A 26,705-nucleotide genomic window follows, 5' to 3' on the forward strand; every position below is an offset into this window, starting at 1 on the left:
CCCCCCCCCCCCCCCCCCCCCCCCCCCCCCCCCCCCCCGCTCCTACAAAAAGCGATGCGACCCTGGAGCATGCACAAATCGCAGACAACAAAAAGCCGACCCTAGGGTCGGCTTTTCGACTTGCACGTCGCTTAGGCAACTGCAGCTTCTTTCAGCGCCTTGATGTGGCCATTCAGACGGCCTTTGTGACGAGCAGCCTTGTTCTTGTGGATGATACCCTTGTCGGCCATACGGTCGATTACAGGTACAGCCAGAACGTAAGCGGCTTGCGCTTTTTCGGCGTCTTTTGCATCAATGGCTTTAACTACATTCTTGATGTAGGTGCGGACCATGGAACGCAGGCTGGCGTTGTGGCTGCGACGCTTCTCAGCCTGTTTTGCACGTTTCTTGGCGGAAGGTGTGTTGGCCACCGTCGAGCTCCTCGAAAGACTTTAGGTAAATAGCAAACAAAATAGGCCGCGAATCATGCCGATCAGTCGACCGGATGTCAAGGCCACCTGCAAGGTTCCGCCGAGCGGTGCGCCAACAAACGGGAAAGATTCCTTTCTGCTGCGCGACCTGTACACTCGGGAATTTTTGGCTCCCCTGCGAAGGCGCGGGAGTATCGCACATTCGGGCGCTGTCTGGCAGCGTCCTCTGTCATTGGCGTGAATCTTTTCGATGAATCTGCTCAAATCCCTGGCTGCAGTAAGCTCGATCACCATGATTTCGCGGGTGCTGGGCTTCATTCGCGACACCATCCTGGCGCGTATTTTTGGGGCAGGTGTCGCAACCGACGCCTTTTTCATCGCATTCAAGCTGCCCAACCTGCTGCGGCGTATTTTTGCCGAGGGTGCTTTTTCCCAGGCCTTCGTGCCGATCCTGGCCGAATACAAGACCCAGCAAGGCGAGGAGGCGACACGCACCTTCATTGCCTATGTCAGTGGCCTGCTGACCCTGGTCCTGGCTCTGGTCACTGCCATCGGCATCCTGGCGGCCCCGTGGGTGGTGTGGGCGACGGCGCCGGGTTTTGTCGACAGCGCTGAAAAATACCAGCTGACCACTGACCTGCTGCGGGTGACATTTCCTTATATATTGCTGATCTCGCTGTCTTCCCTGGCCGGGGCGATCCTCAATACCTGGAACCGTTTCTCGGTACCGGCCTTTACCCCGACCTTGCTGAACGTGGCGATGATCGCCTTTGCGGTACTGCTCACGCCGTACTTCAACCCGCCCATCATGGCACTGGCCTGGGGTGTGCTGGCCGGTGGCCTGGCGCAGTTGTTGTACCAACTGCCGGCACTGAAGAAGATCGGCATGCTCGTGCTGCCACGCCTGAACCTGCGCGATACCGGTGTGTGGCGAGTACTCAAGCAGATGCTGCCGGCGATTCTGGGGGTGTCGGTGAGCCAGATTTCGCTGATCATCAACACCATCTTCGCCTCGTTCCTGGTGGCCGGCTCGGTGTCGTGGATGTACTACGCCGACCGCCTGATGGAGCTGCCTTCGGGCGTGCTGGGCGTGGCGCTGGGTACCATCCTGCTGCCGACCCTAGCCAAGACCTACGCCAACAAGGACCGCGAAGAGTACTCGCGGATCCTCGACTGGGGCCTGCGCCTGTGCTTCCTGCTGGTATTGCCGTGTACCCTGGCCCTGGCCATTCTTGCCGAGCCGCTCACCGTGGCGCTGTTCCAGTACGGCAAGTTCAGTGCATTTGATGCAGCCATGACCCAGCGGGCGTTGATGGCCTATTCCGTAGGCTTGCTGGCGATCATTCTGGTCAAGGTACTGGCACCCGGCTTCTATGCGCAGCAGAATATCCGCACGCCGGTGAAGATCGCGGTGTTTACCTTGGTCTGCACCCAGTTGTTCAACCTGGCGCTGGTCGGCCCGCTGGCACATGCCGGGCTGGCCCTGGCGATCAGCCTCGGTGCCTGCCTGAATGCCGGCTTGCTGTTCTGGAAACTGCGCAGCCAGCAGCTGTTCGAGCCGCAGCCAGGCTGGGCCATGTTCCTGCTCAAGCTGGTATTGGCCGTGGCGTTGATGTCGGCCGTACTGCTGGCGGGCATGCACTATATGCCGGCCTGGGAGCAGGGCATCATGCTCGAGCGTTTCATGCGCCTGGGCGCGCTGATCCTGGCGGGCGTCGTGACCTATTTCGGCTGCCTGTACCTGTGCGGCTTCCGGCCGCGGCATTTTGCCCGCAAGGCCTTGCACTAAGGCTTCGGGCGGGTCAGGCGTCGGTTTTTCGCATTCCACGCCGCCCTTGGGCGCTGCTGCCTGTCACCGGCGCCCGGGTGTGGTTATAATCGGCCACTTTATGAGCAAGAAGCGCGTTATGCAGCTGGTTCGAGGTCTTCACAACCTGCGCCCCGAGCACCGGGGCTGTGTCGCCACCATTGGCAACTTCGACGGGGTTCACCGCGGCCACCAGGCAATCCTGGCGCGCCTGCGCGAGCGTGGCCAGGCGTTGGGCCTGCCGACCTGCGTGGTGGTCTTCGAACCGCAACCGCGCGAGTACTTCGCCCCCGACACCGCTCCGGCGCGCCTGGCCCGCCTGCGCGACAAGGTCGAGTTGCTGGCCGCCGAAGGCATCGACCGGGTGCTGTGCCTGGCCTTCAACCAGCGCCTGAGCAAGCTCAGCGCCGATGCCTTCGTCAAGGCCATCCTGGTTGACGGCCTGGGCGTGCGCCACCTCGAAGTGGGCGATGACTTCCGCTTTGGCTGCGACCGCGCCGGCGACTTCGCCTTCCTGGTCGAGGCCGGCAAGCAATACGGTTTCACCGTCGAGGCCGCCAACACGGTGATCCAGGACGGCCTGCGGGTCAGCAGCACCGAAGTACGCAAGGCCCTGGCCGATGGCGACTTCGAGCTGGCCGAGCACCTGCTGGGTCGGCCGTACCGCATTACCGGCCGTGTACTGCACGGCCAGAAGCTGGCTCGCCAGCTGGGCACACCAACCGCCAACATCCAGCTCAAGCGCCGCCGCGTGCCGCTGTCCGGGGTCTACCTGGCCAGCATCGAGATCGACGGCAAGGCCTGGCCGGGTGTCGGCAATATCGGCGTGCGCCCCACCGTTGCCGGTGATGGGCGCCCGCACCTGGAGATTCATCTGCTGGACTATGCCGGCGACCTTTACGGCCGGCGCCTGACGGTGGAATTCCACCACAAGCTGCGCGAAGAGCAGCGATTCGCCTCCCTGGAGGCGCTGAAGTCGGCGATCGATGCGGATATCGCCGCCGCACGTGCACATTGGCACGCTCAACCGCTAACCAAGAGCCTGAAATGACCGACTACAAAGCCACGCTTAACCTTCCGGACACCGCCTTCCCCATGAAGGCCGGCCTGCCTCAGCGCGAACCGCAGATCCTGCAGCGCTGGGACAGCATTGGCCTGTACCAGAAGCTGCGCGAAATTGGCAAGGATCGTCCCAAGTTCGTCCTGCACGACGGCCCGCCCTATGCCAACGGCAAGATTCACATCGGTCATGCGCTGAACAAGATTCTCAAGGACATGATCGTCCGTTCCAAGACCCTGGCCGGCTTCGATGCGCCGTACGTGCCGGGCTGGGACTGCCACGGCCTGCCGATCGAGCACAAGGTCGAGGTTACCCACGGCAAGCACCTGTCCGCCGACCGCACCCGCGAGCTGTGCCGCGAGTACGCCGCCGAGCAGATCGAAGGGCAGAAGACCGAGTTCATCCGCCTGGGTGTGCTGGGTGACTGGGACAACCCGTACAAGACCATGAACTTCGCCAACGAGGCCGGTGAAATCCGCGCCCTGGCCGAGATGGTCAAGCAAGGCTTCGTGTTCAAGGGCCTGAAGCCGGTGAACTGGTGCTTCGATTGCGGTTCGGCCCTGGCCGAGGCCGAAGTCGAGTACGCCGACAAGAAATCGCAGACCATCGACGTGGCCTTCCCGGTCGCCGACGAGGCCAAGCTGGCTGCCGCTTTCGGCCTGGCCTCGCTGGCCAAGCCAGCCGCCATCGTGATCTGGACCACCACCCCATGGACCATCCCGGCCAACCAGGCGCTGAACATCCACCCGGAGTTCAAGTACGCCCTGGTCGATACCGGCGAGCGCCTGCTGGTGCTGGCCGAAGAGCTGGTCGAGTCGTGCCTGAAACGCTACAACCTGGAAGGCTCGGTGATCGCCACCGCCCAGGGTTCGGCGCTGGAACTGGTCAACTTCCGTCACCCGTTCTACGACCGCCTGTCGCCGATCTACCTGGCTGACTACGTCGAACTGGGCGCCGGTACCGGCGTGGTGCACTCCGCGCCAGCCTATGGTGAAGACGATTTCGTCACCTGCAAGCGCTACGGCATGGTCAACGACGACATCCTTACCCCGGTGCAGAGCAACGGTGTGTATGTCGAGTCGCTGCCCTTCTTCGGCGGCCAGTTCATCTGGAAGGCCAACCCGGCCATCGTCGACAAGCTGAGCGAAGTCGGTGCGCTGATGCACACCGAAACCATCAGCCACAGCTACATGCACTGCTGGCGCCACAAGACCCCGCTGATCTACCGCGCTACCGCGCAGTGGTTCGTGGGCATGGACAAGCAGCCGACCACCGGCGAGCCGCTGCGTGAGCGCGCGCTGAAAGCCATCGAAGACACCAAGTTCGTCCCGGCCTGGGGCCAGGCGCGCCTGCATTCGATGATCGCCAACCGCCCTGACTGGTGCATCTCGCGTCAGCGCAACTGGGGTGTGCCGATCCCGTTCTTCCTGCACAAGCAGACCGGCGAGCTGCACCCGCGCACCGTCGAACTGATGGAAGAGGTGGCCAAGCGCGTCGAGCAGCAAGGCATCGAGGCCTGGTTCAAGCTGGACGCCGCCGAACTGCTGGGCGCTGAAGCCGACCAGTACGACAAGATCGCCGACACCCTCGATGTGTGGTTCGACTCGGGTACCACCCACTGGCACGTGCTGCGTGGCTCGCACGACATCGGCCACGCCACCGGCCCGCGCGCCGACCTGTACCTGGAAGGCTCCGACCAGCACCGCGGCTGGTTCCACTCATCCTTGCTGACCGGTTGCGCCATCGACAACCATGCGCCTTACCGCGAGCTGCTGACCCACGGCTTCACCGTGGACGAGAACGGCCGCAAGATGTCCAAGTCGCTGGGCAACACCATCGAGCCGGAAAAGGTCAACAACACCCTGGGTGCCGACATCCTGCGCCTGTGGGTTTCGGCCACCGACTACTCCGGTGAAATGGCGGTTTCCGAGCAGATCCTGCAGCGCAGCGCCGACGCCTACCGGCGTATCCGCAATACCGCGCGCTTCCTGCTGTCCAACCTGTCCGGCTTCGACCCGGCCCGCGACCTGCTGGCCCCGCAAGACATGCTGGCCCTGGACCGCTGGGCCGTGGACCGCACCCTGCTGCTGCAACGCGAGCTGGAAGAGCACTACAGCGAGTACCGTTTCTGGAACGTCTACTCCAAAGTGCACAACTTCTGCGTTCAGGAGCTGGGCGGCTTCTACCTCGACATCATCAAGGACCGCCAGTACACCACCGGCGCCAACAGCGTCGCCCGCCGTTCCTGCCAGACCGCGCTGTACCACATCAGCGAAGCGCTGGTGCGCTGGATCGCGCCGATCCTGGCGTTCACTGCCGACGAAATCTGGCAGTACCTGCCGGGCGAGCGCAACGAGTCGGTAATGCTCAACGGCTGGTATCAGGGCCTGAGCGAGCTGCCGGAAGGCATCGAGCTGGACCGCGCCTACTGGGACCGCGTGATGGCGGTGAAGGCATCGGTCAACAAAGAGCTGGAAAACCAGCGTACCGCCAAGGTCATCGGCGGCAACCTGCAGGCCGAAGTCACCCTGTTCGCCGACGAAGGCCTGAGCGCCGACCTGGCCAAGCTGGGCGACGAACTGCGCTTCGTGCTGATCACTTCGGCTGCCAGCGTGGTGCCATTCGCCCAGGCTCCGGCCGAAGCGGTAGCCACCGAAGTCGAAGGCCTCAAGCTGCAAGTGGTCAAGTCCGGCCACACCAAGTGCGGCCGTTGCTGGCACTTCCGCGCAGACGTTGGCAGCCACCCGGAGCACCCGGAAATCTGTGGCCGTTGCGTCGATAACCTGACCGGTTCGGGTGAGGTGCGCCACTATGCCTAACCCTGCAGCGGGGCGCTTCGGGCGCCTTGCATGGCTGTGGCTGAGCTTGCTGGTCCTGGTCGTCGACCAGGCCACCAAGCTGTACTTCAACAACGCGCTGACCATGTACCAGCAGATTGTGGTCATTCCTGACTACTTCAGCTGGACCCTGGCCTACAACACCGGCGCCGCGTTCAGCTTCCTGGCCGATGGCGCCGGCTGGCAGCGCTGGCTGTTCGCCCTGATCGCCGTGGTGGTCAGTGCTGTGCTGGTGATATGGCTCAAGCGCCTGGGGCGCAACGAGACCTGGCTGGCCGTGGCGCTGGCGCTGGTGCTGGGTGGGGCCATCGGCAACCTGTACGATCGTATCGTGCTCGGTCATGTGGTGGATTTCATCCTGGTGCACTGGCAGAACCGCCATTACTTCCCTGCTTTCAACGTGGCCGACAGTGCTATCAGTGTTGGTGCAGTGATGCTGGCGCTGGATATGTTCAAGAGTAAAAAGTCCGAGGATCCGGTCCATGACTGACACCCGTATCGGCCAGAACACCGAAGTCACCCTGCACTTCGCGCTGCACCTGGAAAACGGCGACACCGTCGACAGCACCTTTGACAAGTCCCCGGCCGTGTTCAAGGTCGGCGACGGCAACCTGCTGCCAGGCTTTGAAGCGGCACTTTTCGGCTTCAAGGCCGGTGACAAGCGCACCGTCACCGTGGCCCCGGAGAATGCCTTCGGCCAGCCTAACCCGCAGAACGTACAGGTGATGCCGCGCTCGCAGTTCACCGACATGGAGCTGTCCGAAGGTTTGCTGGTGATTTTCAACGATGCTGCCAACGCCGAGTTGCCGGGCGTGGTCAAGGCCTTCGATGACGCGCAGGTGACCATCGACTTCAACCACCCACTGGCTGGCAAGACCCTGAGCTTCGAGGTGGAGATCCTCGAGGTGAAGGCCCTGTAAGCCTGGAGCCGAGCATGCAAATCAAACTCGCCAACCCTCGCGGTTTCTGCGCGGGGGTCGACCGGGCGATCGAGATCGTCAACCGCGCGCTGGAAGTCTTCGGCCCGCCGATCTATGTGCGCCACGAAGTGGTGCACAACAAGTTCGTGGTGGAAGACCTGCGCAACCGTGGCGCCATCTTCGTCGAAGAGCTGGACCAGGTGCCGGACGATGTCATCGTCATCTTCAGTGCCCACGGTGTTTCCCAGGCCGTGCGCCAGGAAGCCGCTGGCCGTGGCCTGAAAGTGTTCGATGCCACCTGCCCCTTGGTGACCAAGGTGCATATCGAGGTTGCCAAGTACAGCCGAGATGGCCGTGAGTGCATTCTCATCGGCCACGAAGGGCACCCGGAAGTCGAGGGCACCATGGGCCAGTACGACGCCAGCAATGGTGGCGCCATCTACCTTGTAGAAGACGAGGACGATGTGGCCAACCTGCAGGTGCGCGACCCGGACCACCTGGCCTTCGTTACCCAGACCACGTTGTCGATGGATGACACCAGCCGTGTCATCGACGCCCTGCGTGCACGCTTCCCGAATATCGGTGGCCCGCGCAAGGACGATATCTGCTACGCCACGCAAAACCGCCAGGACGCCGTCAAGCAGTTGGCCGGTGAGAGCGATGTGGTACTGGTGGTCGGTAGCCCGAACAGCTCCAACTCCAACCGCCTGCGCGAGCTGGCCGAGCGCATGGGCACCCCGGCCTACCTGATCGACGGTGCCGAGGACCTGCAACGCGGCTGGTTCGACCAAGCTGCGCGGATCGGCATCACCGCCGGTGCCTCGGCCCCCGAAGTGCTGGTGCGTGGCGTGATCGAGCAGCTCAAGGCCTGGGGCGCTACGGGCGCAGAAGAGCTGGATGGGCGGGAGGAGAACATCACCTTCTCGATGCCTAAAGAGCTGCGGGTTCGGTCGTTGATCTGATGTGAGCCAGTACTGGCCTCATCGCCGGCAAGCCAGCTCCCACAGGAATAACACTGCCCTCAAGGCTTGTGTTGTACCTGTGGGAGCTGGCTTGCCGACGATAGGGCCAGCAACGCCGACTCAAGGCTATCAGGACGCACACCGAGTATTGTCGCGATCCTCTGCAAGCACGTTGACTCGTCCCGTCGATGCCATCACCACTTGATGGCGGCTGGTGGCAGATGAGCGCTCGCACACTTCCAGAGTAAACGAGAACCAACCGTTATCCAGCTTCATCGGCACCCCCTGTGCACTGAACTTGAACTGCTCACCTTTACTGCTGGTGATTTTCAAAGGCCGTGCCAGCCGCCGCTCACGCAACACCTGCTGGTTATGCTCCAGCACCACCCGCCAACCATTCCCCCAGTTGCCGTCCAACGCCTGCACCAGCACCGGCTGGCCCTGCAGCAACGCATGGCTGCGCGCACTGCGCAGTGCCTGGGCCAAGTCACGGGCAGCCGCCGCCCGGTGGAGGTCATCGCTCATCCTGGCGTAGGCCGGCATGCCGAGCTGTGTCAGCAACATCGCCACGGCCAAGGCCGACAACATTTGTATCAGTGTTACGCCGCGTTGCTTCACCGTGCATTCCTCCCTGGAAGTGCTTGGCTATAGCTTCGTGGTCGCTGGACAAGAGGTCCAGTCGCCTGAGTTCAAGGCAATTGCGGGAAAAGTCGCAGGAGGTGCAGGGATGCAGGCAAGGCAAGGGGGCATGACGCTCCTGGAAGTGTTATTGGCCGTGGTGGTCGTAGCCGTGGGCATGTTCGCTGCGGCGGGGTTGCAGTTGAAGGCTCTGCAGGCTGTGGACAGCGCGCGTCGCGATGGGCAGGCGGCCATGGCGGCGCACAGTGAGCAAGAACGGGGGCGTCGATGAAACGCGCCCAAAGTGGTTTTGGCTTGCTTGAGCTGATGCTGGCGCTGGCCATTGGGGTGATGCTGTTGGCGGCAGCCAGTCAGCTCTTTACATCGGCCCACCAGACCTGGCGCCTGCAAAGTACTTCGGTGCGCATGCAGGATGAGGCACGGCAAGCATTGCTGCGTATGGCACAGGATATCCGCATGGCCGGGATGTTCGGTTGCTTGCGCCTGCAACCCTCAGATTTCCATGACCCGACACTACACCAGGTATTCGCCCGCCCCTTGGTGATCGAGGCGTCCACCCTGAGCCTTGTCGTGGCGGAGTTGCCTGGGCACGCTGGCGCACCTGACTGGCATTTGCACACCGATTGCCTCAAGAAAACCTCTGTGGATAAAGAGCGCAAGAGTGGGTATCCACTGGTATACCCGGTCAGCAGGTATGTCTACCAGCTCGAAGGCAATACGCTGAAGTTCAAGCGCGGAAAAAGCAACTTTCAACCGTTGGTTGAGAATGTGCAGGCGATGCGTCTCCAGCGCGTGCTAATGGCGGAAGGGGAGCGGGTGGATATCACCCTGATGCTTCACGAGCCCGCGCTGAAACTCGAACAGCGCCATGAGCTGAGCGTGGCAATCCGCAATCCGGTACCCGCGTCATGAGTCGCCAGCGTGGTGTGGTGCTTCTACTGGCATTGGTCCTCAGCATGCTCCTAGGCCTGCTCGCCGCATCCGCCCTGCGTGACGCGCTGCTGGAAACGCGTATGACCGGCTCCCTGAGCGATGGCCTGCTGGCGTTGGAAGAGGCCGAGGCTGCCTTGACGGCAGGCGCGCGCGAACTTGAACAGGCGCCTCCTGAATCTTGCAAGGCGTGCCTGCCACCAACCCGACCACACGATCTGGTAGGGCCATGGCAGCGCACCACGACCGGTTATTTCCATCTCCAGAACCTGGGTATCAGCGAACGTGCCGCACACATGCCTGAAGGGCAGCCTGCCACCCTGTTCCGGATTACCGCCGTCAGCAAGCAAGCCCAGGCGCGACATGTGCTGGAAGCGGTCTACGCCGTGGCCGACGGCACAACCCGACGCATCAGCTGGCGGCAAAGATTACGAGGAGACTGACATGCAGCAAGGCTTGAGCCTGATCGAGTTGTTGATTGTGCTGGCCGTGACCGGCATTCTGGCAGCCATTGCCTACCCCAGTTACAGCGACCAGCTTCGGCGAGCCGCGCGCAGCGAAGTGGTTGGCCTGCTGCATGATGCCGCCCTGCGCCTGGAGCGCCACCGTGTGCGCACCGGCCAATACGCCGAGGGCGACCCGGCCTTGCCCGACGGTACCCGCCATTACAGCCTGCAGGCCCTACGCGACAGCGACACCTTCACGCTGCGCGCGCGGCGGCTGCCGCATGGGCTGATGGCGCAGGATGGCTGTGGCGACTTCCAGCTCGACCAGGCCGGCGTGCAGCGCAATCCGGGTGCCACTGAGCATGGCGCGCATTGCTGGGGAAGCTGAAGGTTGAATGGTGCCCGGTGCATCGCGGTTTTACTTCAGGTGTTGGATCGACAGATGAGCAAGCAAGTAGTGGTGGTCGGCGGCGGGGTGATCGGCCTGCTGACCGCGTTCAACCTGGCGGCCAAGGTCGGCCAGGTGGTGGTGTGTGATCAGGGTGAGGTCGGCCGTGAGTCGTCCTGGGCCGGCGGTGGCATCGTCTCGCCGTTGTACCCGTGGCGCTACAGCCCGGCAGTGACCGCCCTGGCGCATTGGTCGCAGGACTTTTATCCACAGCTGGGCGAGCGCTTGTTCGCCAGCACCGGCGTCGACCCCGAAGTGCACACCACTGGCCTGTACTGGCTGGACCTGGATGACGAAGCCGAAGCGCTGGCCTGGGCCGAGCGCGAGCAGCGGCCGTTGAGTGCGGTGGACATTTCGGCAGCCTATGACGCAGTGCCGGTACTGGGCCCGGGTTTCAAGCGCGCCATCTACATGGCGGGCGTGGCCAATGTGCGCAACCCGCGCCTGGTGAAATCGCTGAAGGCGGCGCTGCTGGCAATGCCGAACGTGACGTTGCGCGAGCACTGCCAGATCACCGGCTTCGTCCAGCAGGGCGGGCGTGTGACCGGGGTGCATACGGCCGACGGTGTGCTGGTGGCGGATGAGGTGGTGCTCAGCGCTGGCGCCTGGAGTGGTGACCTGTTGCGCACGCTTGGCCTGGAGCTGCCGGTGGAGCCGGTGAAGGGCCAGATGATTCTGTTCAAGTGTGACGAAGACTTTTTGCCGAGCATGGTGCTGGCCAAAGGGCGCTATGCGATCCCGCGGCGTGATGGGCACATTCTGGTGGGCAGTACGCTGGAGCACGCCGGGTATGACAAGACACCCACCGGGGAGGCGCTGGAGAGTTTGAAGGCTTCGGCAGTGGAGTTGTTGCCTGAGCTGGAAGGGGCCACGGTGGTGGCACACTGGGCCGGGCTGCGGCCGGGGTCGCCGGAGGGCATTCCGTATATCGGGCCGGTGCCGGGGCATGAGGGGCTGTGGCTGAACTGCGGGCATTACCGCAACGGTCTGGTGCTGGCGCCAGCTTCGTGCCAGTTGTTTACCGACCTGCTGACCGGGGCAGAGCCAATTATCGACCCGGCGCCCTATGCCCCAGCGGGGCGTTTGGGCTGAAGGCCCCTTCGCGGGTAAACCCGCTCCCACAGGTACGGCACAGGCGTTGAGAACTGTGCGGTCCCTGTGGGAGCGGGTTTACCCGCGAATTGGCCAGTGAGGCCAATAAGGACTTCAGCCGGCAATCGGTGCCTGCAGGTGCCGGCTTGGGTAATGCTGCTCATACACCTTGCACACCCGCAGCACCTGCTGATCGGCAAAGCGCCCGGCCACCACCTGTAGCCCCACCGGCAACCCTTCGCGGGTAAACCCGCAAGGCACTGACGCCGCTGGTTGCTGGGTCAGGTTGAACGGGTAGCTGAACGGCGTCCATTCCATCCATTGCGCTATCCCCGACCCAGGCGGCACGTTGTGCCCGGCCTCGAATGCCACCAATGGCAGCATCGGCGACACCAGCACGTCATAGCGCTGGTGGAAGGCATTCATCTTCGCAATCAACTCCGCCCGTGCCTCCAGCGCCTGGGTGTACTCGCTCAGGCTGATGCATGCCCCCTGTTCGGCAATCCAGCGCAGCCCAGGGTCAAGCAGCGCCCGCTGCTCATCGCTCAAGGCACTGGCCAGCCGCGCTGCGCCGGCAAACCACAGGGTATTGAAGGTTTCCAGCGGGTCGCTGAAGCCCGGGTCGACTTCTTCCACCTGCGCGCCCAGCCGGGCCAGGCGCTGTACCGCTTGCGCCACCAGCGCCTCGATCTGCGGGTCGACCTGCACGTAACCAAAATTGGCACTGTAGGCGATGCGCAGACCGTTCAGGTCTTGCTGCTGGCCCAACCACGGTGCCTGTCGTGGCGCACCGGCCAGCCCGTCACGTGGATCGGGGCGGGCGACACAGTCGAGCATCAGCACCGAATCATCCACGGTGCGCGTCATCGGCCCCAGGTGTGACAGCACGGTCATGGCGCTGGCCGGCCACTGCGGTACATGGCCGAACGTTGGTTTGATACCGAAGGTGCCGGTAAAGGCGCAGGGGATGCGAATCGAACCACCGGCATCGCTGCCCTGGTGCAATACGCCCAGGTTCAGCGCTGCGGCTGCCGCCGCACCACCAGACGAGCCACCGGCAGTCAGCTTGGTATTCCAGGGGTTACGGGTTATGCCGTACAGCGGGTTGTCGGTCACCCCTTTCCAACCAAATTCCGGCGTAGTGGTCTTGCCCACCAGCACCGCACCGGCATCACGCATGAAGGCGGTGAAGGGCGCATCGACCTCCCAGGGGCCAGCGCCCGAGGTCGTACGCGAGCCTTTGCGGGTGGGCATGCCACGGGTCAGGGTCAGGTCCTTGATCGAGGCGGGCACGCCGTCCAGTCGGCCGCAGGGCTCGCCACGTTGCCAGCGCTGCTCGCTGGCACGGGCGGCGGCGCGGGCGCCTTCGCCGTCGACATGGCAGTAGGCGTTGACCGCCGGGTTGTGCAAGTCGATGCGCGCCAGCACGTCGTCGACTACCTCGACAGGTGACAACTGGCGGCGCTGGTACAGCTCGAGCAGTTCGACGGCAGTGAACTCGCCAATCGCAGTTTTCTGGGTCATCTCAACGGGCTCCCGGGTTGGCGGCCTGGAACATGGCGCGCAGCAGCACGTCGCAGCCATCGGCCAGGTCTTGCGGCGCGGCATTCTCGATTTCGTTGTGGCTGATACCACCTTCGCACGGTACGAAGATCATCCCGGCCGGGCCCAGCTCGGCGAGGAAGATCGCATCGTGGCCGGCACCGCTGACGATATCCATGTGGCTCAGGCCCAGTGCGCGAGCGCCCTGGCGCACGGCGTCAACGCACTGTTCGGCGAAGTACAGCGGCGGGAAGTCGGCAGTGGGCGTCAGTTGATAGCTCAGCCCGTGCTTCGCGCTGGCGGACTCGATGGCCGCGCGTACTTCGCTGACCATTGCCGCGAGGTGTTCGGGGTCGAGGTGGCGCAGGTCGAGGGTCATCAGCACTTGGCCAGGGATAACGTTGCGCGAGCCCGGGTGCAGGGTCAGGCAGCCGACCGTGCCGCAGGCATGCGGCTGGTGGGCGTGGGCCACGCGGTTGACCGCCGCCACCACTTCGGCAGCGCCGACCAGGGCGTCCTTGCGCAGGTGCATGGGAGTGGGGCCGGCATGCGCCTCCACGCCGGTCAGTACCAGGTCGAACCATTTCTGCCCCAGGCAGCCCTGGACCACGCCGATGGTGGTGCGCTGGTCTTCCAGCACCGGGCCTTGCTCGATGTGCGCTTCAAAGTAGGCACCCACGGCATGCCCGGTGGGCACGCGAGGGCCGGCGTAGCCGATGCGCTGCAGCTCGGCGCCGACCGAAAGGCCCTGGTCATCGACCTTGTCCAGGGTTTCCTGCAGGCCGAACTTACCGGCGAACACGCCCGAACCCATCATGCACGGCGGGAAGCGCGAGCCTTCTTCATTGGTCCACACCACCACTTCCAGTGGGGCTTCGGTGGTCAGGTCGAGGTCGTTAAGGGTGCGCATGACTTCAAGGCCGGCCATGACGCCGTAGCAGCCATCGAACTTGCCACCGGTGGGTTGGGTGTCGATGTGGCTGCCGGTCATGACGGGTGGCAGGGCAGGGTTGCGGCCGGGGCGACGGGCGAAGATGTTGCCGATGGCGTCGATGCTGACGGTGCAGCCAGCTTCTTCGCACCAGCGCACGAACAGGTCGCGGGCCTGGCGGTCGAGGTCGGTCAGGGCCAGGCGGCACACACCGCCCTTGGCGGTGGCGCCGAGTTGGGCCAGGTCCATCAGCGATTGCCAGAGGCGTTCGCGGCTGACCAGCGGGCCTTGGGCAAGCAGGTGCTGCGGGGGATCGATGCGGGTGTTCATGGTTCATCTCTCCTGAAGGTTTTGTGTTGCTTGTGCCGGCCCTTTCGCGGGTAAACCCGCTCCCACAAGTTCCTCACAGGGCGGGGTGTTAATATCCCTGTGGGAGCGGGTTCACCCGCGAAGAGGCCGGTACAGGTAAACGCGGTCGGATCAGGCGCTAAGCGCCAGATACCGGTTCTTGATACTCGGGTCCTCACGGAACTGCGCCGCACTGCCCTGATAGGCAACCCGACCCTGCTCCAGCACGTAATGGCGGTCCGCAAGGGCATCGCAGACCATCAGGTTCTGCTCCACCAGCAAAATCGACAGCCCCTCGTCCTTGATCCGCCGCAGAATCTTCACCAGCTCGTCGACAATCACCGGCGCCAAACCTTCAGTCGGTTCATCAAGGATCAGCAGCTTGGGCCCGTTGAGCAGCGCGCGGGCGATGGCCAGCATCTGCTGCTCGCCACCGGACAGCGCGAAGCCACCGTTACGGCGCCGCTCCTTCAGCCGCGGAAACATGCTGTACACGTCCTCCAGTTGCCAGCGGCTGGTCTTGCGCACGGCAATCTTCAGGTTCTCCTCGACGCTTAGCTGGCGGAAAATCCCGCGGTGTTCCGGCACCAGGGCAATGCCCAGCCGGGCAATGTCGAAGATCTCGCGGCCGACCAACTGCTGGCCGTTAAAGCTGACCTGCCCCTGCCGGGGGCGGACGATGCCGAGGATGCTGCGCAAGGTGGTGGTCTTGCCGGCACCGTTGCGCCCCAGCAGGGTTACCAGCTCGCCAGCCTCGACCTTGAGCGAGACGCCTTCGAGCACGTGGCTCTTGTCGTAGTAGGAGTGGATCGAATCGACGTTGAGCATCAGGCGGCCTCTCCAAGGTAGGCGGTGCGCACGCGCTCGTCGTTGCGCACCTGTTCAGGGGTACCCTCGACCAGGATCTGGCCGTGGCTCATCACCGTGATGCGCTGGCTGATCGACATGACGATGCTCATGTTGTGCTCGATCAGCAGCACGGTGTGGTCGCGGCCGAGGTCGCTTATCAGCGCGGTCATGACCGGGATGTCATCGATGCCCATGCCCGAGGTGGGCTCGTCGAGCATCAGCAAGGTGGGTTTGGCGCAGATCGACATGCCCACCTCCAGTACCCGTTGCTGGCCGTGCGACAACTCGCCGGCCAGGGTCTCGGCACGGCTGGTCAGCTTCAGGCGCTCCAGCACCTGGTCGGCAGTGTTCCAGTGGCTGCGCTTGTGCTCGACGCTGCGCCAGAAGTTCAGCGCGCCCAGGCCATCGCGGCCCTGGGCCGCCAGGCGCAGGTTCTCGCGCACCGACAGGTTCTGGAACAGGCTGGTGAGCTGGAACGAACGCGCCATGCCCAGCGCCACACGCCCATGGGACGGCTTGCGGATAATGTCCTGGCCGTTGAACAGGATCTTGCCCGCCGTGGCCTGGCGCTCACCGGTCAGGCAGTGGAACAGGCTGGTCTTGCCGGCGCCGTTGGGGCCGATGACGGTGTGGATGGTGCCGGCGCGCACTTTCAGGTCCACGCCGGCGACCGCCTTGAACGGCCCGTAGGCCAGTTCCAGCTGGCGGGTTTCCAGGAGGTAGTCGCTCATCACAGGGTCTCCTTGGTCTTGGCCTGGGCTTTGTCATTGGCATTGCGGCTGGCCAGCAGGCGTTTGCCCAGGTCGGCCAGGCCACCCCACAGGCCGCCGCGCATGAACACCACCACCAGGATCAGGATTACCCCCAGCAGCATCAGCCAGCGTGGCCACAGCTCCGACAGCACGTCACCCAGCAGCACGATGGCGCCGGCCCCCAGCAGCGAGCCGAACAGCGAGCCGGTGCCGCCGACGATGGTCATGATCAGGATGTTCTCGCTCATCATCAGGTCGATGTTCGACAGCGGCGCAAAGTGCAGCAGCATGGCGTACAGCGCCCCGGCGATACCGGTGATGGCGCCCGACAGCATGAACACCAGGATCTTGAAGTGGCGGGTGTCATAGCCGATGGCGGCGGCGCGGGTCTCGTTTTCGCGGATGGCCAGCAGGGTGCTGCCAAACGGCGAGCGGATCACCCGCAGGGCGCCGGCGAAGATCAGCAGGAACAGCACCGCGACAAACACGTAGAAGTGCCGCGGGTCGGCCAGGTCGACCAGCACATGGCCGGCGATTTCGATATTTGGCCGGGGTACGTCGAGCAGGCCGTTGTCACCGCCGGTCCAGCCGCTGAGGGTGTAGGCCAGGAAGTAGGCCATCTGGCTGAAGGCCAGGGTCAGCATGACGAAGTAAATGCCTGTGCGGCGGATCGCCAGCGCGCCCACCAGCAGCGCCAGGAAGGCGCCGAACACCGCGGCACCCAGCAGTGCGGCGAACATGCCCCACTGCAGGTGGATCATCAGCAGCGCCGCGCCATAAGCGCCCACGCCAAAGAAGATGCCCTGGCCGAACGACAGCAGGCCGGTGTAGCCGAGCAGCAGGTTGCAGGCCAGCGCGGCCAGGGCAAAAATCAGGATCTCGGTGGCCAGGGTGGCCGAAGGCAGCAGCAACGGCAGCGCCACCAGGCTGGCAACCACCAGCAACAGCAGCGCCGGGGCGCGCCCCTTGGCGACTGGCAATGGGTTTTTCTCGCTCATCTCAGGCTCTCCCGAACAGGCCATAGGGACGGACCAGGATCACCGCCGCCATGGCGCCGTAGATCATCAGGCTGGCGCCTTGCGGCCAGAGGCTGGTCATCATGCTTTGCACCACACCCACCAGCAGGCCGCCGACCAGTGCGCCACCGAACGAGCCCATGCCACCGATCACCACCACCACGAAGGCGATGCCGAGGATTTCCGGGCCGACGAACGGCTGGGCGCCCCGTAGTGGCGCGAACAGCACACCGGCCACGCCGGCCAGGCCTACGCCCAGGGCGAAGGTCAGGGAGAACAGGCGGAAGATGTTGGTGCCCAGCAGCGACACGGTTTCGGTGCTTTCGCTGCCGGCCCGCACCAGCGCGCCGAAGCGGGTGCGCTCCAGCAGCAGCCACAGGCCGACGCCGATCAGCGCAGCGAAGCCGATCAGGAACAGGCGGTAGTAGGGGTAGATGAAGTCACCGACGATCAGTACCCCGCGCAGCTCCGGCGGTACGGCAATGTTCTTGCCCACCGGGCCCCAGATAAGCACCGAGGCTTCCTGGATGATCAGTGCGATACCAAGGGTGACGAGGATCTGGAAGGTGTGCGGCAGGTGGTAGATGCGCTTGATCAGCAGGCGCTCGACCGCCCAGGCCAGTGCGGCGACCACCAACGGTGCAATCAGCAGCGCCAGCCAGAAGTTGCCGGTGATGGCCACGGCGGTGTAGCACAGGTAGGCGCCCAGCAAGAAGAATGCGCCGTGGGCGAAGTTGACGAAGTTGAGCAGGCCGAAAATGATCGTCAGGCCCACGGCGATGAGGAAGTAGATCATCCCCAGGCCCAGGCCGTTGAGCAGTTGGAACAGGTACAAATCGAGCATGAGCGTGCCCTCGACAGCGCGCGGGGCGGCTGCCTGTACGAGTGTTTTTGACTAACGCCGCGGCTTCAGGCCAGGGCGCAACCGGTGTGGTCGACCTCGACGAACGAGCGGCCCGAGCTGATGATTTCGGCCAGGTCGTCCTCGTCGCGCATCTGCCCTTGGGGCTTGCCGCGCAGCAGGTAGTAATCCTTGAGTACCTGGTGGTCGCCCGGGCGGATCAGCTCTTCGCCGGTCGGGCCCTGGAAGCGCATGCCCTGCAACGCCGCAGACACGGCGGCGCCGTCCAGGCTGCCGGCCTTGACGATGGCCTCAAGCATGACCTTGGTACCGATGTAGTCGGCGGCCAGCGGGTAGTTGGGGTTGATGCCGTAGGCCTTGCGGGTGGCGGCGACCAGTTGCTTGTTCAGCGGGGTATCGACCTGGTGCCAGTACTGCGCGCCCAGGTACACGCCTTCGAGCACGTCACTGCCCAGCTCCTGGAACTGGTCGAGGCCGGCCGACCACACCATCAGCACTTTCATGCGGTCCTTGATGCCGAAATTCACCGCCTGGCGCAGGGCGTTGGACGCCTGGCTGCCGAAGTTGAGCAGCACCAGCACGTCGGGCTTGGCGGCGATGGCGTTGGTCAGGTAGCCGGAGAACTCCTGCTCCTGCAGCGAGTGGTAACTGTTGCCGATGTGTTCCACGCCCAGCTCGGCGAACACCTTGCGGGCGTTGTCCAGCAGGGCATCGCCGAACACGTATTGCGGCGTGATGGTGTACCAGCGCTTGGCCTGGGGCAGCTGGCGAATCATCGGTACCAGCGTTTCGCGGATGGCACCGTAGGTGGGCACCGACCAGCGGAAGGTCGAGGCGTTGCAGTCTTTGCCGGTGATTTCGTCGGCACCCACAGGTGTCATGAACACGCCGCCGGCCTTGTGGATTTCCTTCGACACCGCCAGCGCCGAAGACGACAGGGTGCAGCCCTGGAAGAAGCGCGCGCCATCCTGGCCGATGGCTTCCTGCACCTTGCGCACAGCCTTGCCGGCGTTGCCTTCGGTGTCGATGACTTTGTACTTGAGCGGCTGGCCGAGCAGTTGCGGGTACTCGGCGATGGCCAGGCGCGAGCCCATGTCGGCGTACTTGCCATAGCTGGCGAAGGCGCCCGACATGGACTTGAGCCCATAGAAGGTCAGCGGTTGGTCGGCGAATGCCCGGTGCGCTCCCAGCGGGAGGCTACCTAAGGCACCCAGGGCAAGGCCTGCCTTGAGCAGGGTACGTCTTTGCATGAGTAACTCCTTGGTTGTGGTTATTAGGCAGGAGTGGCAATGACAAAGCGGGTACGGCCGGGCCTGTGTGCAGGCCTCTTTCCAGGCGCATCAGTGGTGGTGGTTGAACTCCAGCAGGAAGTTACGGGCAACCTCGCCTTCCAGCGCGGTCATGTGGTGTTCGGCGTCGCACATGTGCTCGTGCATCAGCCGGCGTACGGCGGGTTCGTCGCTGGCGCGCAAGGCCGTCAGCAGCTGCTTGTGGTAGTCGATGTTGGCTGCGGCGAACTGCTGGCGCTTGGGCAGGTAGGCCTTTTTCAGCACCACCAGGTCGCGCAGCAGGTCGTTGAGGAACACCGCCATGAAGCGCAGCAACGGGTTGGGGCAACGGTCGGCCAGCAGGGTGTGGAACTCCAGCTCCGCCAGGCGCTGCTCGCGCTGGCCTTCTTCGCTGTCTTCCGGCGCGCTGCAAAAGTCGATGTTGGCTTGCAGCGCGGCATAGTCGGCTTCGCTCAACTTGCCCATGACCGATACCGCCAGCTCGACCTCGATGACCTTGCGTAACTGGTACACCTGCTCGCCGTCCAGGTGTTGGAAGTGCAGATAGTTGCGCAGCGCACGGCTGGCGGGCTCGGTGCCCGCCTCAACGAGGTAGGCGCCGCCGGTCGGGCCGGTGCGGGTGCTGACCAGGCCTTCGACCTCAAGGGCCTTGAGCGCTTCGCGGGCGGTGCCTTTGGAACATTCGAAATGCTCCATCAGCTCACGCTCGGTGGGCAGCCGGTCGCCAGGGTGCAGCGCCTCGGTCACGATCGAGCGCTTGACCGATTCGACGATCACATCGGACAGCTTCTGGCGCTTGCGTTTGGGTTTGAGCATTTCGCTATTTTTCATATTTATGCGGATAAATAGGATTTAGCGAATTTTGGTGGGGTGGGTCAATGCTAATGGCGGGGGAGGGGTCGTATTTGGTGTGAAAGGGTCGGGGAGGGATATGTGAAGAGGTGAATTGACTGCAGACCCTGTGGGAGCGGGTTCACCCGCGAATGCGTCGGCAGCTCTAAAGCAGCATTCGCGGGTAAACCCGCTCCCACAGCGTTATTTCACAGGGTATTTTGTTCAGCCCTGACGGCCGGGGCCTTGCTGCAGGTGGGCCTGGCTGCAGTACCACTGGTTACCCTGCTGCAGCGCCCGGTCGTTGGGCAGGTGCACGCCGCAATGGGCACAGCGCACCATCTGCAGCGGTGCGTCGAGCTTCGCCTCGGGGTGTGACTGTTGGCTGGCTTTGAACTTGCGCCACAGCCAGAACGCGGCGGCGATCAGGGCGATCCAGAAAAGTAGGCGAACCATGGTGTCCAGCTTGTCGGTTGAAGAAGCCGATAGTCTAGGACGCGGCCAATAAAAAAGGGAGGCCCAAGGCCTCCCTTTCATGGAACGCTGCGGATCAGTCGAACATGCCAAAGGTCATGTAGCTGAACCAGGAGCGGTCTTTCTCGGCTTCTTTCGGGCCTTCCGGCACGATCGGGTCGCCATTCTCGTCTTTTGGCAGCAGCTCTTGCGGCATCTCGTCGCGCGCATCCTGGAACTGCTTGACCACGTCCTGGTTGGCGCGGGTTTCGCCCGGCGGCAGCGGGGTGTCGGTCTCGATCAGGCCCAGGGTGGCCTTGGACAGCCAGCCGCGGCCATCAGACTCGGTCTGCTTGGGCTGGAACTCGCCATCGGCCAGGCTCGGGTGGTCCGGGTAGTTGAGCTTGAGGGTTTCCAGGCTGCTGGCAGCCAGTTCGTCCAGGTGCATCTTCTGGTACGACTCGACCATCACCGCCAGGCCGTCGCCGACCGATGGGGTTTCCTGGAAGTTTTCCACCACGTAGCGGCCACGGTTGGCGGCAGCCACATAAGCCTGGCGGCTCAGGTAGTAGTCGGCCACGTGGATTTCATACGAGGCCAGCAGGTTGCGCAGGTAGATCATGCGCTGCTTGGCGTCTGGCGCGTAGCGGCTGGTGGGGAAGCGGCTGGTCAGCTGGGCGAACTCGTTGTACGAGTCGCGGGCGGCGCCCGGGTCACGCTTGGTCATGTCCAGCGGCAGGAAGCGCGCCAGCAGGCCACGGTCCTGGTCGAACGAGGTCAGGCCCTTGAGGTAGTAGGCGTAGTCGACGTTCGGGTGCTGCGGGTGCAGGCGGATGAAGCGCTCGGCAGCCGACTTGGCAGCCTCGGGCTCGGAGTTCTTGTAGTTGGCGTAGATCAGCTCGAGCTGCGCCTGGTCGGCATAGCGGCCGAACGGGTAACGCGACTCCAGGGCCTTGAGCTTGTTCACGGCGCTGGTATAGCTGGAATTGTCCAGGTCAGCCTGAGCCTGCTGATACAGTTCGGCCTCGCTGAGGTTCTCGTCAATGACTTCTTTATTGGAGGAACAGGCCGCGGTGAGCCCAAGGATGGCGATCAGCAGCAGGTGTTTCACTTGCATGGCGGCTTGCGTCCCTTTGACGGCCGCTGTTTTGGGCGGTGCCGTCCTGTTATGATGAGCGCCCCGGCCAAGCCCGGGACAAAAGAAGCCGTATTTAACCACAAGCTCGCAGCCGAAACCAAAGGCTGTGCGCCCGCCGAATCGAGCATGTCCGAGATCATTCAACTTAGCGCAGAGGTACCGTCCGAACTGGGCGGCCAACGCCTCGACCAGGTCGCCGCCCAATTGTTCGCCGAGTATTCGCGTTCGCGGCTTACTTCGTGGATCAAAGAGGGCCGCCTGACGGTCGATGGTGCCGTCGTGCGCCCTCGTGACCCTGTTCATGGTGGCTCGCAGCTTGTCCTGGAGGCCGAACAAGAGGCCCAGGGTGAGTGGATCGCCGAAGATATCGAACTGGATATCGTCTACGAAGACGACGACATCCTGGTGATCAACAAGCCTGCCGGGCTGGTTGTGCACCCGGCCGCCGGGCATGCCAGCGGTACCTTGCTGAATGCGCTGCTGCACCACGTGCCAGACATCGTCAACGTACCGCGTGCCGGTATCGTGCACCGCCTGGACAAGGACACCACCGGTCTGATGGTGGTGGCCAAGACCCTGCAGGCGCAGACCAAGCTGGTCGAGCAGATGCAGGCGCGCAAGGTCAGCCGCATCTATGAATGCATCGTGATCGGCGTGGTTACCGCGGGCGGCAAGATCGACGCCCCGATCGGCCGCCACGGCGGCATGCGCCAGCGCATGGCGGTAACCGACGGCGGCAAGCCGGCGGTCAGCCACTACCGTGTGCTCAAGCGCTTCCGCTCGCACACCCACGTGCGGGTCAAGCTGGAAACCGGCCGTACCCACCAGATTCGCGTGCACATGGCCCACGTTGGTTTCCCGCTGGTCGGCGACCAAACGTACGGCGGGCGCTTCCGCATTCCGCCGGCTGCCAGCCCAACCATGGTCGAGGCGGTGAAAACTTTCCCGCGTCAGGCCCTGCATGCGCGTTTCCTGGCCTTGGCTCACCCGATTACCGGTGAAATCATGAAGTGGGAATCGCCACTGCCGGACGACTTCCTCTGGTTGCTGTCGCTGCTGAACGAAGACCGCGAGAGCTTTATCGGATGAGTGGCCTGACACAGTCGCTGCTGTTCCCCGACTGGCCGGCCCCGGCCTCGGTACGCGCCTGTGTCACCACCCGTCAGGGCGGCGTCAGCTTGCCGCCCTACGAAACCTTCAATCTGGGTGATCACGTAGGGGATGACCTTGCCGCGGTCGCCGAGAACCGTCGCCGCCTGAGCGACGAGTTTGCCATTCAGCCGGCCTGGCTAAAGCAGGTGCATGGGCTGGTGGTGGCGGATGCCGACCCGGCCCTGGTGGCCGAGGCCGACGCCAGCTGGACTGCCCAGCCGGGTATTGCCTGTACCGTGATGACTGCCGATTGCCTGCCTGCGCTGTTCTGTGACCGTGCGGGTACGCGTGTGGCTGCGGCGCATGCTGGCTGGCGCGGGCTGGCTGGCGGCGTGCTGGAAGCTACGCTGGACCAGCTGGCGCTGGCGCCGGAAGAGGTGCTGGTGTGGCTGGGGCCGGCGATTGGCCCCAAGGCCTTTGAAGTCGGGCTGGAAGTGCGGGATGCCTTTACTGCTGTGCACCCTGAAGCGGCGCGGGCCTTTGTCGACGGCGAGCGGCCGGGCAAGCTGATGGCTGACATCTATGAGCTGGCGCGTATTCGCCTGGCGGCGCGTGGGGTGACTGCCGTTTATGGCGGTGGCCTGTGCACGGTCAGCGACGAGCGGTTCTTTTCGTATCGGCGTACGCCGCAGGGCGGGCGGTTTGCTTCGCTGGTGTGGCTGGAGTCGCGTTAGCCTGCACTGGCCTCTTCGCGGGTAAACCCGCTCCTACAAGGGAACGCGATACCCTGTGGGAGCGGGCATGCCCGCGAATGGCCCCCCCTAATCCAACAGGTTGACCCCGGTCAATCCCGCTACGCTTGAATCTTCCAGAATCAGCCTTATCTATAAGGTCATCTCAGGCAGGTTTCTTAATAAACAGGCGCTGTCCATCGCTCCGACCTGCCCTTTAAAGGAAGGTACACCATGCGAATAGACCGTTTGACCAGCAAGCTGCAATTAGCAATATCCGATGCCCAGTCCCTGGCCGTTGGCATGGACCACCCAGCCATCGAGCCCGTGCACCTGATGCAGGCACTGCTTGAACAGCAGGGCGGTTCGATCAAGCCGCTGATGATGCAGGTAGGCTTCGACATCAACAGCCTGCGCCAGGCGCTGGTGAAAGAACTCGACCAGCTGCCGAAAATCCAGAACCCCACTGGCGACGTGAACATGTCGCAGGACCTGGCACGCCTGCTCAACCAGGCCGACCGCCTGGCCCAGCAGAAGGGTGACCAGTTCATTTCCAGCGAACTGGTGGTGCTGGCCGCCATGGACGAGAGCAGCAAGCTCGGCAAGTTGCTGTTGAGCCAGGGCGTGACCAAGAAAGCCCTGGAAAACGCCATCAACAACCTGCGCGGCGGTGAGGCGGTGAATGACGCCAACGCCGAAGAATCGCGCCAGGCCCTGGACAAGTACACCGTCGACCTGACCAAGCGTGCCGAAGAAGGCAAGCTGGACCCGGTGATCGGCCGTGACGACGAAATCCGCCGTACCGTGCAGGTGCTGCAACGCCGTACCAAGAACAACCCGGTGCTGATTGGTGAGCCTGGCGTGGGTAAAACCGCCATCGCCGAAGGCCTGGCCCAACGCATCATCAACGGCGAAGTGCCCGACGGCCTTAAAGGCAAGCGCCTGCTGGCGCTGGACATGGGCGCGCTGATTGCCGGTGCCAAGTACCGTGGCGAGTTCGAAGAGCGGCTGAAAAGCCTGCTGAACGAGTTGTCCAAGCAGGAAGGCCAGATCATCCTGTTCATTGACGAACTGCACACCATGGTCGGCGCCGGTAAAGGCGAAGGTGCCATGGACGCCGGCAACATGCTCAAGCCGGCCCTGGCCCGTGGCGAACTGCACTGCGTGGGTGCCACCACGCTGAACGAATACCGCCAGTTCATCGAGAAGGACGCCGCGCTGGAGCGCCGCTTCCAGAAGGTGCTGGTGGAGGAGCCGAGCGAGGAAGACACCATCGCCATTCTGCGTGGCCTGAAAGAGCGCTATGAAGTGCACCACAAAGTGGCCATCACCGACGGTGCCATCATTGCTGCGGCCAAGCTCAGCCACCGCTACATCACCGACCGCCAGCTGCCGGACAAGGCCATCGACCTGATCGACGAAGCGGCCAGCCGCATCCGCATGGAGATCGACTCCAAGCCGGAAGTGCTCGACCGCCTTGATCGCCGCCTGATCCAGCTGAAAGTGGAATCTCAGGCGCTGAAGAAGGAAGAGGACGAAGCGGCGAAGAAACGCCTGGAGAAGCTGACCGAGGAAATCGAGCGGCTGGAGCGTGAGTATTCCGACCTGGAAGAAATCTGGGCGTCGGAAAAGGCCGAAGTGCAGGGCTCTGCGCAGATCCAGCAAAAGATCGAGCAGGCCCGCCAGGAGCTGGAAACCGCCCGTCGCAAAGGCGACCTCAGCCGCATGGCCGAACTGCAGTACGGGGTAATCCCGGACCTGGAGCGCAGCCTGCAGATGGTCGACCAGCACGGCAAGACCGAGAACCAGTTGCTGCGCAACAAGGTGACCGAGGAAGAAATTGCCGAAGTGGTGTCGAAGTGGACCGGTATTCCGGTGGCCAAGATGCTTGAAGGCGAGCGCGAAAAACTGCTGAAGATGGAAGAGCTGCTGCACCAGCGCGTGATCGGCCAGGGCGAGGCAGTTACTGCCGTAGCCAACGCCGTGCGCCGTTCGCGTGCGGGGCTGTCCGACCCGAACCGGCCAAGTGGTTCGTTCCTGTTCCTTGGCCCGACCGGCGTGGGTAAGACCGAACTGTGCAAGGCGCTGGCCGAGTTCCTGTTCGACACCGAAGAGGCGATGGTGCGTATCGACATGTCCGAGTTCATGGAGAAACACTCCGTGGCGCGGCTGATCGGTGCACCACCAGGCTACGTAGGTTATGAAGAAGGCGGTTACCTGACCGAGGCCGTACGGCGCAAGCCTTACTCGGTGGTGCTGCTGGACGAGGTGGAGAAAGCCCACCCGGATGTGTTCAACGTGCTGCTGCAGGTGCTGGAAGACGGCCGCCTGACTGATAGCCACGGGCGCACCGTGGACTTCCGCAACACCGTGATCGTGATGACCTCCAACCTGGGTTCGGCGCAGATCCAGGAACTGGTCGGTGACCGCGAGGCGCAGCGTGCGGCGGTGATGGACGCCGTGGGGGCGCACTTCCGTCCGGAGTTCATCAACCGTATCGACGAAGTGGTGGTGTTCGAGCCACTGGGCCGCGAGCAGATTGCCGGCATTACCGAAATCCAGCTGGGCCGCCTGCGCAGCCGCTTGCTGGAGCGCGAACTGTCGCTGAGCCTGAGCCCGGAGGCGTTGGACAAGCTGATTGCCGTGGGTTACGACCCGGTGTACGGCGCACGGCCGCTGAAGCGGGCGATCCAGCGCTGGATCGAAAACCCGCTGGCGCAGCTGATTCTGGCAGGCAAGTTCCTGCCGGGGTCGGCGATCACCGCCAAGGTCGAGGGCGACGAAATCGTCTTTGGCTAATTTGCTTCACCATGAGCCCCGCAGCTGCGGGGCTTTTTTTGCGTGTTCGCCTGCGCTGGCCTCTTCGCGGGTGAACCCGCTCCCACAGGATTTTTGGTGATTTCAAGGCTTGTGCAACACCTGTGGGAGCGGGCTCACCCGCGAAGAGGCCGCCACAGCCCCAGCAATTCCGGGCCTTTCCGGGCTTTCTGGGTAACCCGCTGAAATTTTTGAAATTTTTGCTTGCATCAAAAAACGAGTCCCCCTAATATACGCCGCGTTGTCAGGCACTAAGCGAATCACCAGCAACAACGGTGACCGCAAAACAACTTACAAATCAGTAAGTTGAATGAAAAAAAGTGGTTGACAAGCAAAACGAAGAATGTAGAATAGCCGGCCTCAGCAGCGACAAAGCGAAAGCAGCGAAGCTAAAGAGTCCGAAGCGAACACAGCCTTCGGAGTAGCAAATCGGAAGTAGTACCGAAGTTCAGTTCCGCGATAGCTCAGTCGGTAGAGCAAATGACTGTTAATCATTGGGTCCC

Annotated in this window: 26 protein-coding genes; 14 read left to right on the forward strand and 12 right to left on the reverse strand. The window is 63.4% G+C overall.

Going from position 1 to position 26,705, the window contains the following annotated elements:
- Positions 1–131: 131 nt before the first annotated feature.
- Positions 132–410, reverse strand: a complete 279-nt coding sequence (gene rpsT / locus IAE39_RS21990; protein ID WP_201206486.1) for a 30S ribosomal protein S20 — start codon at positions 408–410, stop codon at positions 132–134.
- A 250-nt stretch (positions 411–660) separates the two neighbouring features.
- On the opposite strand from rpsT, the gene murJ reads away from it, so the two are divergent.
- The 6 genes from murJ to ispH all read left to right on the forward strand — a co-directional run bounded on the left by murJ (position 661) and on the right by ispH (position 7,996).
- The gene (murJ, locus tag IAE39_RS21995; protein WP_201206488.1) at positions 661–2,199 is read left to right on the forward strand and encodes a murein biosynthesis integral membrane protein MurJ; all 1,539 of its coding nucleotides are present in this window, start codon (positions 661–663) and stop codon (positions 2,197–2,199) included.
- A gap of 118 nt (positions 2,200–2,317) precedes the next feature.
- On the forward strand, positions 2,318–3,268 hold the full coding sequence (gene ribF, locus IAE39_RS22000; RefSeq protein WP_201206490.1) for a bifunctional riboflavin kinase/FAD synthetase: 951 nt from the start codon (positions 2,318–2,320) through the stop codon (positions 3,266–3,268).
- The gene (gene ileS / locus IAE39_RS22005; protein WP_201206492.1) at positions 3,265–6,096 is read left to right on the forward strand and encodes an isoleucine--tRNA ligase; all 2,832 of its coding nucleotides are present in this window, start codon (positions 3,265–3,267) and stop codon (positions 6,094–6,096) included. Before ribF ends, ileS begins: the two co-directional genes overlap by 4 nt.
- On the forward strand, positions 6,089–6,604 hold the full coding sequence (gene lspA / locus IAE39_RS22010; protein ID WP_201206494.1) for a signal peptidase II: 516 nt from the start codon (positions 6,089–6,091) through the stop codon (positions 6,602–6,604). Before ileS ends, lspA begins: the two co-directional genes overlap by 8 nt.
- Positions 6,597–7,034, forward strand: a complete 438-nt coding sequence (gene fkpB / locus IAE39_RS22015) for an FKBP-type peptidyl-prolyl cis-trans isomerase (RefSeq protein WP_201206496.1) — start codon at positions 6,597–6,599, stop codon at positions 7,032–7,034. Before lspA ends, fkpB begins: the two co-directional genes overlap by 8 nt.
- 14 nt (positions 7,035–7,048) lie before the next feature.
- Positions 7,049–7,996: a 4-hydroxy-3-methylbut-2-enyl diphosphate reductase gene (gene ispH / locus IAE39_RS22020; protein ID WP_201206498.1), complete on the forward strand. Its 948-nt coding sequence runs from the start codon at positions 7,049–7,051 to the stop codon at positions 7,994–7,996.
- A 129-nt stretch (positions 7,997–8,125) separates the two neighbouring features.
- Here ispH and IAE39_RS22025 read toward each other — a convergent pair whose 3' ends face one another.
- Entirely contained in the window at positions 8,126–8,614 is a 489-nt protein-coding gene (locus IAE39_RS22025) for a GspH/FimT family pseudopilin (RefSeq protein ID WP_201206500.1), read from the reverse strand.
- A 109-nt stretch (positions 8,615–8,723) separates the two neighbouring features.
- Here IAE39_RS22025 and IAE39_RS22030 point away from each other — a divergent pair, with 109 nt between their 5' ends.
- The 5 genes from IAE39_RS22030 to thiO are packed head-to-tail and all read left to right on the forward strand — an operon-like array spanning position 8,724 to position 11,551.
- Positions 8,724–8,906 carry a prepilin-type N-terminal cleavage/methylation domain-containing protein gene (locus IAE39_RS22030; protein WP_201206502.1) on the forward strand — a complete coding sequence of 61 codons (183 nt, stop codon included), beginning with the start codon at positions 8,724–8,726 and terminating at the stop codon, positions 8,904–8,906.
- The gene (locus IAE39_RS22035; protein WP_201206505.1) at positions 8,903–9,547 is read left to right on the forward strand and encodes a PilW family protein; all 645 of its coding nucleotides are present in this window, start codon (positions 8,903–8,905) and stop codon (positions 9,545–9,547) included. The genes IAE39_RS22030 and IAE39_RS22035 overlap by 4 nt, the downstream gene beginning before the upstream one ends.
- Complete coding sequence (locus IAE39_RS22040) at positions 9,544–10,008, forward strand: hypothetical protein (protein ID WP_201206507.1); 465 nt, start codon at positions 9,544–9,546, stop codon at positions 10,006–10,008. The genes IAE39_RS22035 and IAE39_RS22040 overlap by 4 nt, the downstream gene beginning before the upstream one ends.
- A 1-nt stretch (position 10,009) precedes the next feature.
- Positions 10,010–10,399, forward strand: a complete 390-nt coding sequence (locus IAE39_RS22045) for a type IV pilin protein (RefSeq protein ID WP_201206509.1) — start codon at positions 10,010–10,012, stop codon at positions 10,397–10,399.
- Positions 10,400–10,453: 54 nt separating this feature from the next.
- A complete protein-coding gene (thiO, locus tag IAE39_RS22050) occupies positions 10,454–11,551 on the forward strand; it encodes a glycine oxidase ThiO (protein WP_201206511.1) in 1,098 nt (365 codons plus the stop codon).
- 114 nt (positions 11,552–11,665) lie between these two features.
- On the opposite strand, the gene IAE39_RS22055 is transcribed toward thiO, so the two are convergent.
- From IAE39_RS22055 to IAE39_RS22100, 10 genes are all read right to left on the reverse strand, one after another.
- Positions 11,666–13,075: an amidase gene (locus IAE39_RS22055; protein ID WP_201206513.1), complete on the reverse strand. Its 1,410-nt coding sequence runs from the start codon at positions 13,073–13,075 to the stop codon at positions 11,666–11,668.
- A 1-nt stretch (position 13,076) separates the two neighbouring features.
- On the reverse strand, positions 13,077–14,354 hold the full coding sequence (locus IAE39_RS22060; protein WP_201206515.1) for a Zn-dependent hydrolase: 1,278 nt from the start codon (positions 14,352–14,354) through the stop codon (positions 13,077–13,079).
- A 150-nt stretch (positions 14,355–14,504) separates the two neighbouring features.
- Positions 14,505–15,200, reverse strand: a complete 696-nt coding sequence (locus tag IAE39_RS22065; RefSeq protein WP_201206518.1) for an ABC transporter ATP-binding protein — start codon at positions 15,198–15,200, stop codon at positions 14,505–14,507.
- The gene (locus IAE39_RS22070) at positions 15,200–15,952 is read right to left on the reverse strand and encodes an ABC transporter ATP-binding protein (protein ID WP_201206520.1); all 753 of its coding nucleotides are present in this window, start codon (positions 15,950–15,952) and stop codon (positions 15,200–15,202) included. Before IAE39_RS22070 ends, IAE39_RS22065 begins: the two co-directional genes overlap by 1 nt.
- Positions 15,952–16,971: a branched-chain amino acid ABC transporter permease gene (locus tag IAE39_RS22075; protein WP_201206521.1), complete on the reverse strand. Its 1,020-nt coding sequence runs from the start codon at positions 16,969–16,971 to the stop codon at positions 15,952–15,954. Before IAE39_RS22075 ends, IAE39_RS22070 begins: the two co-directional genes overlap by 1 nt.
- A gap of 1 nt (position 16,972) precedes the next feature.
- Positions 16,973–17,833 carry a branched-chain amino acid ABC transporter permease gene (locus IAE39_RS22080; RefSeq protein WP_201206522.1) on the reverse strand — a complete coding sequence of 287 codons (861 nt, stop codon included), beginning with the start codon at positions 17,831–17,833 and terminating at the stop codon, positions 16,973–16,975.
- A gap of 65 nt (positions 17,834–17,898) precedes the next feature.
- Entirely contained in the window at positions 17,899–19,101 is a 1,203-nt protein-coding gene (locus tag IAE39_RS22085; protein WP_110747695.1) for an ABC transporter substrate-binding protein, read from the reverse strand.
- Positions 19,102–19,191: 90 nt separating this feature from the next.
- Entirely contained in the window at positions 19,192–19,956 is a 765-nt protein-coding gene (locus IAE39_RS22090; RefSeq protein WP_201206524.1) for a FadR/GntR family transcriptional regulator, read from the reverse strand.
- A gap of 240 nt (positions 19,957–20,196) precedes the next feature.
- Complete coding sequence (locus IAE39_RS22095; RefSeq protein WP_201206526.1) at positions 20,197–20,427, reverse strand: PP0621 family protein; 231 nt, start codon at positions 20,425–20,427, stop codon at positions 20,197–20,199.
- Positions 20,428–20,521: 94 nt separating this feature from the next.
- The gene (locus IAE39_RS22100; protein WP_201206528.1) at positions 20,522–21,541 is read right to left on the reverse strand and encodes an outer membrane protein assembly factor BamD; all 1,020 of its coding nucleotides are present in this window, start codon (positions 21,539–21,541) and stop codon (positions 20,522–20,524) included.
- Between the two features lie 147 nt (positions 21,542–21,688).
- Between IAE39_RS22100 and rluD the strand changes: the two genes are divergently transcribed.
- From rluD to clpB, 3 genes are all read left to right on the forward strand, one after another.
- Positions 21,689–22,651, forward strand: coding sequence for a 23S rRNA pseudouridine(1911/1915/1917) synthase RluD (gene rluD / locus IAE39_RS22105; protein WP_201206530.1), 963 nt, complete (start codon positions 21,689–21,691; stop codon positions 22,649–22,651).
- Positions 22,648–23,388: a peptidoglycan editing factor PgeF gene (gene pgeF / locus IAE39_RS22110; RefSeq protein ID WP_201206532.1), complete on the forward strand. Its 741-nt coding sequence runs from the start codon at positions 22,648–22,650 to the stop codon at positions 23,386–23,388. The genes rluD and pgeF overlap by 4 nt, the downstream gene beginning before the upstream one ends.
- 231 nt (positions 23,389–23,619) lie before the next feature.
- Positions 23,620–26,184 carry an ATP-dependent chaperone ClpB gene (clpB, locus tag IAE39_RS22115; protein WP_201206534.1) on the forward strand — a complete coding sequence of 855 codons (2,565 nt, stop codon included), beginning with the start codon at positions 23,620–23,622 and terminating at the stop codon, positions 26,182–26,184.
- Positions 26,185–26,705 lie beyond the last annotated feature (521 nt).

The sequence above is a fragment of the Pseudomonas sp. S37 genome (assembly GCF_016658545.1).
Taxonomy (GTDB): domain Bacteria; phylum Pseudomonadota; class Gammaproteobacteria; order Pseudomonadales; family Pseudomonadaceae; genus Aquipseudomonas.

Coding starts and splice junctions, on each gene's coding strand:
- murJ (WP_201206488.1), top strand. CDS start 661: ATGAATCTGCTCAAATCCCTGGCTGCAGTAAGCTCGATCACCATGATT.
- ribF (WP_201206490.1), top strand. CDS start 2,318: ATGCAGCTGGTTCGAGGTCTTCACAACCTGCGCCCCGAGCACCGGGGC.
- ileS (WP_201206492.1), top strand. CDS start 3,265: ATGACCGACTACAAAGCCACGCTTAACCTTCCGGACACCGCCTTCCCC.
- lspA (WP_201206494.1), top strand. CDS start 6,089: ATGCCTAACCCTGCAGCGGGGCGCTTCGGGCGCCTTGCATGGCTGTGG.
- fkpB (WP_201206496.1), top strand. CDS start 6,597: ATGACTGACACCCGTATCGGCCAGAACACCGAAGTCACCCTGCACTTC.
- ispH (WP_201206498.1), top strand. CDS start 7,049: ATGCAAATCAAACTCGCCAACCCTCGCGGTTTCTGCGCGGGGGTCGAC.
- IAE39_RS22030 (WP_201206502.1), top strand. CDS start 8,724: ATGCAGGCAAGGCAAGGGGGCATGACGCTCCTGGAAGTGTTATTGGCC.
- IAE39_RS22035 (WP_201206505.1), top strand. CDS start 8,903: ATGAAACGCGCCCAAAGTGGTTTTGGCTTGCTTGAGCTGATGCTGGCG.
- IAE39_RS22040 (WP_201206507.1), top strand. CDS start 9,544: ATGAGTCGCCAGCGTGGTGTGGTGCTTCTACTGGCATTGGTCCTCAGC.
- IAE39_RS22045 (WP_201206509.1), top strand. CDS start 10,010: ATGCAGCAAGGCTTGAGCCTGATCGAGTTGTTGATTGTGCTGGCCGTG.
- thiO (WP_201206511.1), top strand. CDS start 10,454: ATGAGCAAGCAAGTAGTGGTGGTCGGCGGCGGGGTGATCGGCCTGCTG.
- IAE39_RS22055 (WP_201206513.1), bottom strand. CDS start 13,075: ATGACCCAGAAAACTGCGATTGGCGAGTTCACTGCCGTCGAACTGCTC.
- IAE39_RS22060 (WP_201206515.1), bottom strand. CDS start 14,354: ATGAACACCCGCATCGATCCCCCGCAGCACCTGCTTGCCCAAGGCCCG.
- IAE39_RS22065 (WP_201206518.1), bottom strand. CDS start 15,200: ATGCTCAACGTCGATTCGATCCACTCCTACTACGACAAGAGCCACGTG.
- IAE39_RS22070 (WP_201206520.1), bottom strand. CDS start 15,952: ATGAGCGACTACCTCCTGGAAACCCGCCAGCTGGAACTGGCCTACGGG.
- IAE39_RS22075 (WP_201206521.1), bottom strand. CDS start 16,971: ATGAGCGAGAAAAACCCATTGCCAGTCGCCAAGGGGCGCGCCCCGGCG.
- IAE39_RS22080 (WP_201206522.1), bottom strand. CDS start 17,833: ATGCTCGATTTGTACCTGTTCCAACTGCTCAACGGCCTGGGCCTGGGG.
- IAE39_RS22085 (WP_110747695.1), bottom strand. CDS start 19,101: ATGCAAAGACGTACCCTGCTCAAGGCAGGCCTTGCCCTGGGTGCCTTA.
- IAE39_RS22090 (WP_201206524.1), bottom strand. CDS start 19,956: ATGCTCAAACCCAAACGCAAGCGCCAGAAGCTGTCCGATGTGATCGTC.
- IAE39_RS22095 (WP_201206526.1), bottom strand. CDS start 20,427: ATGGTTCGCCTACTTTTCTGGATCGCCCTGATCGCCGCCGCGTTCTGG.
- IAE39_RS22100 (WP_201206528.1), bottom strand. CDS start 21,541: ATGCAAGTGAAACACCTGCTGCTGATCGCCATCCTTGGGCTCACCGCG.
- rluD (WP_201206530.1), top strand. CDS start 21,689: ATGTCCGAGATCATTCAACTTAGCGCAGAGGTACCGTCCGAACTGGGC.
- pgeF (WP_201206532.1), top strand. CDS start 22,648: ATGAGTGGCCTGACACAGTCGCTGCTGTTCCCCGACTGGCCGGCCCCG.
- clpB (WP_201206534.1), top strand. CDS start 23,620: ATGCGAATAGACCGTTTGACCAGCAAGCTGCAATTAGCAATATCCGAT.